The sequence below is a fragment of the Micromonospora sp. WMMD1102 genome, assembly GCF_029626265.1.
Lineage (GTDB): Bacteria > Actinomycetota > Actinomycetes > Mycobacteriales > Micromonosporaceae > Plantactinospora.
This window is the reverse complement of record NZ_JARUBN010000001.1, coordinates 4001640-4012930: the sequence shown is the minus strand read 5'-3', so window position 1 is coordinate 4012930 and position 11291 is coordinate 4001640. Positions and strand designations below refer to the sequence as shown.

Below are 11291 nucleotides of genomic sequence, written 5' to 3'. Positions count from 1 at the left end.
GGCGCGGCTGCGGCCGGCGTCACGGCGGGGCGGGGCGGGGCGGGGCGGGGCGACCAGCGTCGGCGGAGTGGCCGATCGCCGCCCCGCCCGCCCGTGACCCCGGGCGCACGGCGGACGCGGTCACGGGCGGGCTCCTCCTGCGGTACCGGCTGCGATCGGTCGCCGGGCTCAGGGTCGGAGGCTCCGGAGGTATCCGGCGAACTTCTCCAGGCCGTCGACGTTGCGCGGTCCGCTGATTCCCTCGTTGTAGCCGAGGACGAAGAACCGGTTCTCGACCACGGCGGGCAGGTTGCGGGTGGTGGGGAAGGTCTTCAGGAAATCGATCTTCTCCTGGGCCGGCTTGTCCCCGTAGTCGAGGATGACGACGACCTCCGGCTGGCCCTGCACGACAGCCTCCCAGCTCACCTGGGTCCAGCGTGCGTCGAGCTGCTCGAAGATGTTCCGGGCGCCGGCGAACGAGATGATGTCGGTCGGCGGCACCTGGCGACCGGCGGTGAAGGGCTGGTCGGTGCCCGAGTCGTAGAGGAACACCGGGATCCGGTCCGGGCCGGTCGGCTGTGCCTGCACCGCCTCGACGCGCTGCCGCAGACCTTGGACCACCTCGGTCGCCCGTGCCTCGACCCCGAAGATCCGGCCGAGTCGTTCGAGGTCGGTGTAGAGGCCGTCGAACGGGGTCGTCCGCTGCGGGAAGCCCGGATAGTTGAAACAGGACTCGGTGTGCATGAAACTCTGGATGCCGAGGCCGTCGAGGATCTCCGGGGTGATGCCCCGCTTGTCGCTGAATCCGGAACCCCAGCCGGCGACCACGAAGTCGGCCTCGGCGTCCACCACCAGCTCCCGGTTGAGCAGGTCGTCGCTGAGGAACTCCACCTTCGCGTACTCCTGTGCCCAGGGCGACTCGCTCACCGGTGGATTGGCCGGTGGCATGACGTACCCGTGGACGTGGTCGGTGAGGCCGAGCGCGAACATCTTGTCCGCGCTGCCGCCCTCGTACACCACCGCCCGCCGGGGGGTGGTGTATTCGACCTCCTCGCCGCAGCGCTGTACGACCACCTGCGGGTCGGGGGTGGCGGACCCGTCGACGGTGGCTCCGCAGGCGGACAACAGCGCGACGACGACAAGGCCGGCGGCGGTGCCGCGGATCGTCGCGGTCCGGTGGTGCGGGATGGGCATCCCCGAATGCTCACTTTCCGATCGGTGTCGCTTAGGTGGTCTGGGCTGGCGTGAGGGCGTACAACAGTTGCGGGTCGCCGGTCAACGGGTGGGCGACGACGGTGGCGTCCACCCCGAAGACGTCCCGGACGAGTTCGGCGGTGAGCACCTCCGCGGGCGTGCCGGCGGCGACGAGTCGCCCGCCGGAGAGCACGCCGATCCGGTCACAGGTCGCGGCGGCGAGGTTCAGGTCGTGCAGGACCACCAGGACCGTCAGCGAGGCATCCCGGAGCAGGGAGAGCAGCTCGATCTGGTGTCGGATGTCCAGGTGGTTGGTCGGTTCGTCGAGGACCAGGACCTCCGGCTCCTGCACGAGTGCCCGAGCCACCAGCACCCGTTGCCGTTCGCCGCCGGAGAGGCTGAGCACGCCCCGGTCGGCGAGATGGACGATGTCGAGCCGCGCCATGGCCCCGGTCCTGGCGGGGCTGCGTCGGCACGGCGAACTCTCCTAGTCAAAATGAAATCGGTTATCGCTTTCGAATGGACGTTAGCACGAGAGTTCCGGGCGACCGTGGGCACCACCGCCGCCCTCGAACACCTCGTCGACCAACACCCCGGCGCTGCGCCTAGGATGGGTTGCCAGTTCGGCCTGCCGAAGGGACACCGGACCGTGCCAGACAGGGTGACCGCGACGAGTCCGTCAGGCGACGAGGTCGAGCCGGGGTCCAGCACCGCCGCCGAGCGGCCCGCCCGGTCGGCGGGTGACCCGGCACCGTCTGCCGCAACCGACGACGAGGGATCCCGGTGGCGCATCGGCTCACTCGAAGTGCTCGCCGCGCTGTTCCTGCTGCTGGTCGTCTTCCAGGGGCCGGTCGGGTCGTTCCTGTCGACGCCCCGGCTACAGACCTGGACGACGGTGTTCGTCTCGGTGATGGTCCAGTCGGTGCCGTTCCTGGTCTTCGGCGTGCTGCTCTCCGCCGCGATCGCGGTCTTCGTGCCCCGGTCGTTCTGGGCCCGGGCGCTGCCCCGCCATCCCGCGCTGGCCGTGCCGGTGGCCGGTGCGGCCGGTGTCGTCCTGCCCGGCTGTGAGTGCGGCTCGGTGCCGATCGCCGGGTCGCTGATCCGGCGCGGGGTGACCCCGGCCGCCGCGCTGGCGTTCCTGCTCGCCGCCCCGGCGATCAACCCGATCGTGCTGGCCGCAACGGCTGTCGCCTTTCCGGACAACCCGGAGATGGTGGTCGGCCGGGCGGCCGCCAGTCTGCTCGTGGCGGTGCTGATGGGCTGGCTCTGGCTGCGGCTCGGCCGGGCCGACTGGATCCGGTTGCCGCGCCGGCCCGAACTGGACGACCTGTCCCGGGGCCGGGCCTTCTGGGCGGCGGTACGGCACGACGTGGTGCACGCCGGCGGCTTCCTGGTGCTGGGCGCGATGGCTGCCGCCGCGATCAACGTACTGGTGCCGGAGCGCTGGCTGCGGACCCTGGCCGACAATCCGGTGCTGTCGGTCCTCGCGCTCGCGGTGCTGGCGGTGCTGCTGTCCATCTGCTCCGAGGCGGACGCGTTCGTGGCCGCGTCGCTGTCGCAGTTCTCGCTCTCGGCCCGGCTGACGTTCCTGGTCGTCGGTCCGATGGTCGACCTGAAACTGATCTCGATGCAGACCGGTGTCTTCGGGCGCCGGTTCATGGTCCGGTTCGCCCCGACGACCTTCGTCGTCGCCGTACTGGTGTCGTCCGTAGTGGGGATGGTGGTGCTGTGCAGCGGCCGGATCGCCCGTGCCGAGATGAACCGGCAGGCGCAGGCGGTGGTCCTGCTGCTGCTCGGCGGGTCGGTGCTCAGGGCCAGCGTCACCGACGTCTACCTGCGGTACGTCAAGGAGGGCCTCCGGCCGTTCCTGATCGCGGCGGGGGTGCTGCTGATCGTCGCGGCGGTGCTGACCCTCTGGTACGACCTGCGCGGGTCCGAGCACCGCTCCGGGACGCCGGCCGAGGACGGCCACGGGACGCCGGCCGAGGACGGCCACGACCACCACGGGCACGGCGGTCGGGTCGGCTGGCTGCTCATCCTGCCGGCGGTCGGGCTGCTGCTGGTCACGCCACCGGCGCTCGGCTCCTACGCGGTCAACCAGACCGGTACCGCGCTGACCGGTCAGGAGGTCGACCACTATCCGGCACTGCCGGCCGGAGACCCGGTGCGGCTGGGCATGCTCGACTACGCCGGACGGGCCATCGTCGACGACGGCCACACGCTCGGGGAGCGCAGGGTGCAGTTGGTCGGGTTCGTCGCGCCCGGCGCCGACGGAGAGCAGATCCTGGCCCGCATGGTCCTCTCCTGCTGTGCCGCCGACGGGCGCCCGATCAAGGTCGGGATGGCCGGCGACGTGCCGACCGGGCTGCCGCCAGACACCTGGGTCGAGGTGGTCGGCCGGTACACCGCCAAGCGCGGGACGGACCCGGTCAGCGAGGTGGACATCCCATACCTGGACATCGAGTCGTGGCAGCGGGTCGCCCCGCCGAAGCAGCCGTACGAGTAACCCGTCGGGCGGATCTTCCATCCAGGTCACCGTCTCGGCAGTATGGACAGAGTAGCCGGGGCGGTTGTGGCGGCGGCCCTCCCGGCAGGCCGCGAAGGAGACGGATGAGCAACCGTACGAAGCTGCGCCCGGGATCGCGGGTGTCCACACCGGCCACGACCAGGCCGGCCGGTCGTCGACTGGCAGCCCTTGCCCTGGCGTTCACGTTGGGGGCGCTGCTCGCCGGTCCGATCGGCGCGGTGACGGCCGGCGACGACCCGCCGATGGCCGACGAGGTGGCGCAGCTGCGCGCCGAGGAGGCGAAACGGGACGCCACCCAGATCGTCGACCTCACCAACCAGGCCCGACAGGTGCAGCAGAGTCTCGTACCCGTCCTGGACGGGCTGGCCGCGGCGGTGCCGGTGGGCTCGGGCTCCGGGCCGCTCGCCGCGCCCGCCGCCGTGACCGGTTGGCAGGCGAGCACCGACAAGGCGGTCGAGGGCTTCGCCGACCCACCGTCGGCGGGTACCGGCGTCAACATCGCCCGCTCGGGCCTGGCCGCCGCAGTACGGGCACTCGACGTCGCCGTCGACACGTACGCGGCCGCGCTGGCCGTACCGGCGGCCGACCGGCCGCAGTTGCTGGAACTGGTCGGCCGTCAACGGGACGTCGCCGTCGCCACCTGGTCGACCGCCGCCACCCAGCTCGACCTGCTCAACGTCGACGCGGGCAACGGACACACCCACGTCTTCCTGCCCGCCGTGCCGGGTCAGGGCGCACTCACCGCCGACGGCGCACCCGAGGGCAGGTGACACCTTCCGCGCCGGGGCGCGGCGACGTCAGGTGTCGGTCGGCCTCCTGCGACGCAGCAGCAGAGCCGCGCCGACAGCGACGGCGAGCACGGCGCCCAGGATCACCGCCCACCAGAGCGCGGGGGACGACCCGTCATCACCGGTACCGGCTGCTGCTGCGGGCGACGCGGCCGGCGGTGTCGTGGGATCCGCGGTCGGTGTCACCCCGACCGTCGGGGTGGGCTCGGCGGTCGGGGTGGGCGGCGCGAACCTGTTGGTGAAGGTGAAGGTGCCCTTGATCGTGTGGCCGTCGGCGGAGACGGTGCGCCAGGCGACGGTGATCGCGCCGACGGGCAGTGGCCTGACCTTCTGGGTGATGGTTTTGTCCAGGACCTGCGCGTCGGCGTCGCTGTAGGAGACCTTGTCCGGGCCGGTCACCACCACCGTGGTCCCAGGCTTCTTGATCAGCCCGCTGAAGGTCAGCGTCACTGCGGTCAGCGACTTGCTGACCGTGCTCTTCGCCGCCGGTGAGGTGCGGCTCAGCTCGGTGTGTGCGCTGGCCGGGCCCGCCGGCAGGACGACGACGAGGGCCCCGACGAGGAGAGCGGCGGCGGCGCAGAGCAGGCGGTTCCGGTTCACCGTGCCACGGTAGCGCCTCGGCTGACCCGGGGACGAGACCGCCCCGACCGGACCGGACGGGGGCGAGCCGGGCGGAGCGGCAGGGTGCCCGGCGCGGGTTGCACCGTCTCGGCGGCGTGGACCGGACTGGGATGGCCCACCGATGGTCGGATCTTGGGTTGGTGGGCTCGGTCGGCGGCGAACCGCGGCTCGGGGTGGCATGCCTCAGGACGACTGTCAGGGCAGGAGGAGCTCCTCGAAGTGTCGAACCCGGGTGCCGTGCCGGTTGTTGAAGCCCTCCAGGATGGCCGCCTTCAGGACCTCGGTCTGCACTGCGGCGACGGTGCGCGGGGAGGCTACCCCTCGGGTCCGCTCGTAGTTCCACACGATCACGTCCAGGCAGACCGGCGCCCTCAGCCGCCACCCTGACAACAGCAGCGCCTGAGAGATCGCCGGGTACGGCGTGTAGTGCGGATTGGCGAGCCAGTCGCGCAGGTCGGCCTCGGCGACGCTGAAGTCCACGCCGCGGTTGCCGAGCGCGCGGACGACGGCCGGTGCGAAGGGCGGCCCGTTCCGCGCCGGGTTCAGCCGGAGCATCTGGTCGTAGAGCCGTACCGCGTCGGCTAGGGCGAGCCGCGCGTCCCCGCGCCTCTCCTCCTGCTCGAACTTCTCCACGAGGGCGAAGAAGGACAGGCCGCGTTCGATCCACGGCAGCGGGATCGCGGCGCGGTTGTCCGACAACGCCGGCGTAGCCGCGTCGCGGAAGTCGAGCACCACCGGCGCCTGTTCGCCGCCCGGGTGCCGGATCTCGACCAGCCCGTCGTGGCCGCCCGGTGCCCGCAGGAACTCGCCGCTCACCAGCGGTAGCGTGCCGAGGTTGGTGAGCGGGTCGCTCCGGTCGACTATCCGGGCGTCGTACTTCTGCCCGACGAAGGAGAACCAGATCGTGAAGTCCCTGCCGTCCGGGGCGTGGAAGTCGTAGGTGCCGTCCAGGTCGAGCCTGGCCGGCAGGTGGGTGTTGCGGCTCTCGGTCAGAGCCTGGAAGGTGCCGAAGTCCATGCCGTCCGACTCCATGGCGTAGACCAGGGCGAGGTTGTCCGGTGGGACGTCGAGGTCGTCGGGCCGGGCGGGCGGCGTCCGGTAGACCGCGAGGTAGAGGCCGAGGCCGGTGGGCTGCTTGAACATCCAGGGGCCAACCGGCCCGAAGGTGCCGTCCATGGAGACCCGCAGGTTGAGGTTGTCGTCGCCCTCGCCCTTCCAGCCGAGGAAGAGCCGGCCGTCGTGGGTCGTCAGGGCCGGGGACCGGGTGCTGATCTCGCCGAGTACGACATTGCCCTCCAGCCCGTCGATGGCGAACCCGCCCGCGGTGTTGCCGACCAGCACCACCCTGGCCACGTTCAGCTGCTCGTCCCGGCCGGCCCAGCCGAAGCGCAGACGGCCCCCGTGCGACGCCAGGGTCGGGGCGTGCTGGCTGGTTTCCGGGAAGATGCGCGTGCCGTGGAAGGTCCTGCCGTCGTCGTCGGAGAAGTTCAGGTTCAGGTTGTCGTTGCCGGATCCCTTCCAGGCCAGGAACAGCCGTCCGCCGTGCGAGGCCAGCGCCGGGCCGTGGCTGCTGGTCTCGGCGAGTACGACCTTGTCCTCGATGCCGTCGATGCCGAACCCGCCCGCGGTGTTGCCGACCAGCACCACCCTGGCCACGTTCAGCTCCTCGCCACCCTGGCCGGTCCAGGCGAGGAAGAGCCGGCCCCCGTGGGACACCAGCGCCGGGCTGTGGTCGCTGGAGTCGCCGAGCGTCGTTGTTCCCACCAGGGTGTTCCCGCCGTCGTTCCAGCACGCGAGGTTGAGGTGGTCGTTCCCGGACCCGCGCCAGGCCAGGAAGAGCCGTCCCCCGTGCGACGCCAGCGCCGGTGACCTGTCGGTGGAGTCCCCGAGCGTGACCACGCCCTCGACACCCTCGACCCCGTCGATGTCGAACAGGGTCGTGTACTGCACCCTGCCGATGTTGAGCTGGTCGTTGCCCGACCCTTTCCAGGCCATCCACAGTCGACCGGCGTGCGAGGCCAGCGCGGGGTAGGTCGAGGTGGAGTGCTCGGCGATCGTCCGCTTCTCGGCGGGCCGGAGGTTCGCACCCGCGGCGATCCGCCGGTGTACGCCGATGTTCACCGCCTCGGCCCGGAACGCGTCGGGGTTCTCGGGATCGCCGCCGACGTACGGGTCGACGATCGGGTCCGGGTACGGCTCGAAGCGGACCAACTCGTGGAACCTGGTGTCCACCCGGGTGGGGATCAGGGTCGTCGCCTGGGCCCGCGAGGTCCCCCGCCAGGAGTTCTTGCCGAAGTCGTACTCGTCGTATCCGTAGCCACCGTTCTGGAACGCCCCACCGGCCGAGATCAGGAACGACGGGGACCGGAAGTAGATCTCGACACCGGCGTCGACGCTGTCGGTCGAGCCTCGTGGTCGCGGTCGTGTCCCGTGGTGGAAGCGGTGCAGATACTCCGGATGGTCGTGTTCCATCGCGAGGATGTAGGCGGCCGGCGGCGGACGGTACGCGGCCGTCGAGGAGATCAGCGCGGTCAGGGTCAGCGAGGCGGGGAACCTGACCGGATGGTCCTGGGCATCGAGCAGGCCGGTGTAGGACAGGAAGAAGCCGGCGACCTGGTCGCCGCTCTCGGCGTACAGGTCGTCGCGCTCGTTGGCGTGATGATTGATCCGGTCCTGGTGCCGTCGGTGTGGGCTCACCCGACGGCCGCGGACGCTCGACACGGCGAACTTGACCATGGTGTAGTCGAGCAGGATCTGCGCCGCGGTCCTGATCTTTTGCTCGCGGGCGAACTCGTGCAGGTTGTACAGCGCGTGCAGCGAGTACCGGGCGTACGGGCGGGCGTTGAACTCGTGGAAGTCGTGCCTGGCTATCGTCTGCAGGTATCCCAACAGCCAGCCGGTCAGCCCGTTCTTCTCGTTGTCGAACCTCGCGTCGCCGGTCCGGTCGTGCAGGAGCTGGTTCACCAGATATCGGGTGCTCTCGATCATCAGCAGATGGTTCTCCGACTCCGGAACATCGATCAGCGGGAAGACGTTGACGAGTTCGATCTCCCTGGGATGTCCGCCGGACATGTGGTCCGGCACCAGCTCGTCCAGGACGAAGTCGAAGATCTCGTCCGGCAGCAGGTGACGGTATCGGTAGAGGACGACGATCAGCCCCTTCAGGGCCGAGTCGTAGTCCTCGTTCGTACCCACCTTCCCGTCGTCCGCGGTGAGCCGTCGCAGCGCCAGCGGCAGCTCCGTGCGACTGGCCACACCGTCGACGGCGAAGTCCGGGTCGTCGGCGACGGCGTGCAGATGCGCGAGCAGCGCGAACGTCATGTCCTCGTCGGCCTGTACCGCACCGTGCACGGTGCTGAGTTTCCGGGTGCGCGCGACGTACCTGGCGATGCCGTTGGCCCTGGCCCGGTGGCTCGCGAACGCCTGGCCGGGCGAACCGTCGAGCGCCACCGGATCGAGGAACGCGGCGGGATCGGACGGGTCGGCCAGCAATCGTCGACGGACTGCGACGTCGTGGCGGGGTGGGCCGCCCACCGGGGCGACCGGGTCGGCGGCGGCCCCTGCCTCGCTGATCCCGGTGGGCAGGACGCCCCCGGCGCCCAGCAGTGCACCCAGGCGGAGAAACCACCGACGGCTGACCGGTATCTCCTCGGGCTGAGTCACGGCGGTCCCTCCTCGTCCCGTGCAGAGGATTGCGAACGATCCGAACGACGTCGGCGATGCGTCCGGGGCAAGGCCGTAGAACCAATTCGGAGATCGAGGCACTTCGATCAATCGTCCGGCACGCCGGCTCGGCTGTCGAGGATCATAAGTGACTTTGCGCCATCATTGTGTGACCATCCGCATGCGTGGAGCTCGGCAGCAAGCTCCGGAAACCGGGACACTTCCCGCCCCGGAACGCCCGTCCGGGGTCGGTGGACCGGACGGTGCCGGTCAGATGCCGTCGGCTGTCCAGTGCGGGTCGCGGCCGAGGTGTCGCAGCAGGGCGGCGACCGGGTCGTCGCCGGCCTGGGCGGCCAGTGCGGGGGCGTAGGCGAAGCCGCGCAACGGTTCGGCCGTCGCGTGTGCGGCCGGCGCCAGCCGCTCGGCCAGGGCGACGGTCAGTGGTGTCGGCTGGCCGGTCGACACCGCGACGTCCCAGGCGTGCACGGCGGCGTCGAGGGCGCATGCGGCGGCCGCGAGTGCCGGGGTCATCTCCGGTACGGGCGGCAGCGGTGTGTGCACCGACGGCGCCGTCGGGTCGACGCCGGCCCAGGCACCGCCGGCCGCCTCGATCGCCCTGGTTACCGCGTCCTGGACGCCGCCGTCGAGCTGGCGCGGCGGATCGAACGGGTCGTAGGACGGCGGCGGGCCGGCGCCGACCGTGGACGCCCAGACGTGCTGGTCGCCGGCGGCGTGGAGCAGCACCTGTGCCACCGTCCAGTCCGAGCACGGGGTCGGGCCGTCGAGCCGACCGGTGTGGACGGCCACGGCGGTGACCTGACGCAGGGCGTCGAGAGCGGTGCTGAGTACGGTGAAGGTCACGGATGGTTCCTTTCGACTGGTCGCGTTCGTGGCCGGACCTGCCGACGATCGCGTCGCCGGCATTCGTCGTGTTCGGACGGGGATACGGCGACGTCCGCGCGCGATACCGAGGCGGAGCGTACGTGCGCCCGCTTTCACCCCGCTGACGACTCACTGACGGCTAACTTCGATGTATTTCGATGAAATTCCGCCGGGATGCCGGACAGGTAGGTGGTGCCGGGCAGACCCGACCGGTTTCCACCCACCCGAAGGAGCTGCCTTGGCACGCGCATCCGACGGCACCCTTCCGGGCCGGCGTCACCGGTCGGGAATCGCTGACTCCCGATCAGGCGTCTCCGCCGGTTCGCCAGCGGGCGACCAGGTCGGCGTGGCGCGCGGGGCGGCCGGGCAGTGCTGCCTCGCTGGGGGCGTGCAGCGCCTGGAGGAGCAGGGCGAGGTAGCGACGACGCAGCGCGGCACCGCCGTCGGCGCCCGGAAGGTCGATGGAGGCGACCATCTCCAGCAGCAGCGTGACGTCGGCCTCGGAGACGTCGTCGCGGAGTTCGCCGGACCGGCGGACACGCTGGAAGAGGGTGTCGGCGAGCCCGCCGGCCTGCTTGGCGAGGGTCGAGAGTTCCGCTGTCGGGGTGAACGTTCCGGCCAGCCGCTGCGCCAGGGCCTGGCTCTGGCCGTCGACGACGCGCTCCAGGCAGCCGACGTAGGCGTCCCAGGGCGCGGCATCAGAGGCAAGTGCTGTCTCGAGATCGGCGATGTAACGGTTGAGACCGTCCTCTGCCAGGGCTCGCAGCAGGTGCTCCTTGCTGGGATAGCGCCGGTACAGGGCGCTGATCCCCACACCGGCGTGCACCGCGACCTTCGCGATCGGAGCTTCGGGGTCGGCGAGGAACACCACCCGCGCGGCGTCGAGGATTCGCGCGTTGTTGCGCTGTGCCTCCGCCCGGCGGCCGCTCAGCGAGCTGCGGTGTTGTTCTTCCTCGGCCATCAGCTGAGGCTAGCAGTGCGGCGAGTTGTACTTGTTGGCTAGCTTCGATAGAAGTAATGCGTTCCGTTCCGTTCCGATTCGCGCCCGGGTCGAGCCGGCGTGCGCGGCCCGCACCAGCAGGCTGCGGTCTGGAGGTTTTCGGCATGACGGTTCGCCAACTCCGCCTCGTGGTGCACGCGTCAGACTACGAACAGACGGTGGCGTTCTTCCGCGACGCGCTCGCGATGCCGGTCGCGGAGTCCTACTCCAGTGCGGGGGGCGCTGAAGTGACGATTCTCGACGCGGGCCGGGCGACACTGGAGCTGTCGAACACCGCGCAGATCGAGCTCATCGACCGCGTCGAAGTAGGGCGACGGGTCGCACCACGCTTCCGGCTGGCCCTCGAGGTCGAAGACTGCGAGCTGGCCAACCGGGACGCCCTCGCGGCCGGCGCCACGTCGGTCGCGCCACCCACGCGTACGCCATGGGACTCCCTCAACGCCAGGCTGGACGCACCCGGAACGATCCACCTGACCCTGTTCGAGGAACAGACAGCCCCAGGCCCGCCGGATGCCCCGGCCGGCGCCCCGGACCACGGCGGAGCGCCGCCGTCCCCGGATCCGCGACGTCCTGACGACCACCGCTCCGGGCAGCAGGACCGGACAGACCCGCCTCCCGCACCGCGGTGACGACCCGA

At 70.9% G+C, this 11291-nt stretch carries 9 protein-coding genes and 1 pseudogene; 4 read left to right on the top strand and 6 right to left on the bottom strand.

The features are described 5' to 3' along the window. Positions 1 to 168 precede the first annotated feature (168 nt). Both O7626_RS17845 and O7626_RS17840 read right to left on the bottom strand, forming a co-directional pair. Positions 169 to 1173: an ABC transporter substrate-binding protein gene (locus tag O7626_RS17845; protein ID WP_278062287.1), complete on the bottom strand. Its 1005-nt coding sequence runs from the start codon at positions 1171 to 1173 to the stop codon at positions 169 to 171. 31 nt (positions 1174 to 1204) lie between these two features. Then, the gene (locus O7626_RS17840; RefSeq protein WP_278062286.1) at positions 1205 to 1618 is read right to left on the bottom strand and encodes an ABC transporter ATP-binding protein; all 414 of its coding nucleotides are present in this window, start codon (positions 1616 to 1618) and stop codon (positions 1205 to 1207) included. Positions 1619 to 1963: 345 nt separating this feature from the next. Here O7626_RS17840 and O7626_RS17835 point away from each other — a divergent pair. The 3 genes and pseudogenes from O7626_RS17835 to O7626_RS17825 all read left to right on the top strand — a co-directional run. After that, positions 1964 to 2902 (top strand): annotated as a pseudogene (locus O7626_RS17835) (permease); the annotation flags it as partial. Continuing rightward, entirely contained in the window at positions 2891 to 3679 is a 789-nt protein-coding gene (locus O7626_RS17830; RefSeq protein WP_347404866.1) for a TIGR03943 family protein, read from the top strand. The pseudogene O7626_RS17835 and the gene O7626_RS17830, both read left to right, overlap by 12 nt. A gap of 104 nt (positions 3680 to 3783) precedes the next feature. Continuing rightward, positions 3784 to 4470, top strand: a complete 687-nt coding sequence (locus O7626_RS17825) for a hypothetical protein (protein ID WP_278062285.1) — start codon at positions 3784 to 3786, stop codon at positions 4468 to 4470. A gap of 27 nt (positions 4471 to 4497) precedes the next feature. Here O7626_RS17825 and O7626_RS17820 read toward each other — a convergent pair whose 3' ends face one another. The 4 genes from O7626_RS17820 to O7626_RS17805 all read right to left on the bottom strand — a co-directional run bounded on the left by O7626_RS17820 (position 4498) and on the right by O7626_RS17805 (position 10615). Beyond that, positions 4498 to 5088: a copper resistance CopC family protein gene (locus O7626_RS17820; protein WP_278062284.1), complete on the bottom strand. Its 591-nt coding sequence runs from the start codon at positions 5086 to 5088 to the stop codon at positions 4498 to 4500. 216 nt (positions 5089 to 5304) lie between these two features. Next, complete coding sequence (locus tag O7626_RS17815) at positions 5305 to 8772, bottom strand: hypothetical protein (protein ID WP_278062283.1); 3468 nt, start codon at positions 8770 to 8772, stop codon at positions 5305 to 5307. Between the two features lie 270 nt (positions 8773 to 9042). Continuing rightward, positions 9043 to 9633 (bottom strand): maleylpyruvate isomerase N-terminal domain-containing protein, encoded by a 591-nt coding sequence (locus O7626_RS17810; RefSeq protein WP_278062282.1) that lies wholly within the window; start codon positions 9631 to 9633, stop codon positions 9043 to 9045. 325 nt (positions 9634 to 9958) lie between these two features. Further along, a complete protein-coding gene (locus tag O7626_RS17805) occupies positions 9959 to 10615 on the bottom strand; it encodes a helix-turn-helix domain-containing protein (protein WP_278062281.1) in 657 nt (218 codons plus the stop codon). A gap of 143 nt (positions 10616 to 10758) precedes the next feature. Between O7626_RS17805 and O7626_RS17800 the strand changes: the two genes are divergently transcribed. After that, on the top strand, positions 10759 to 11283 hold the full coding sequence (locus O7626_RS17800; protein WP_278062280.1) for a VOC family protein: 525 nt from the start codon (positions 10759 to 10761) through the stop codon (positions 11281 to 11283). Positions 11284 to 11291 lie beyond the last annotated feature (8 nt).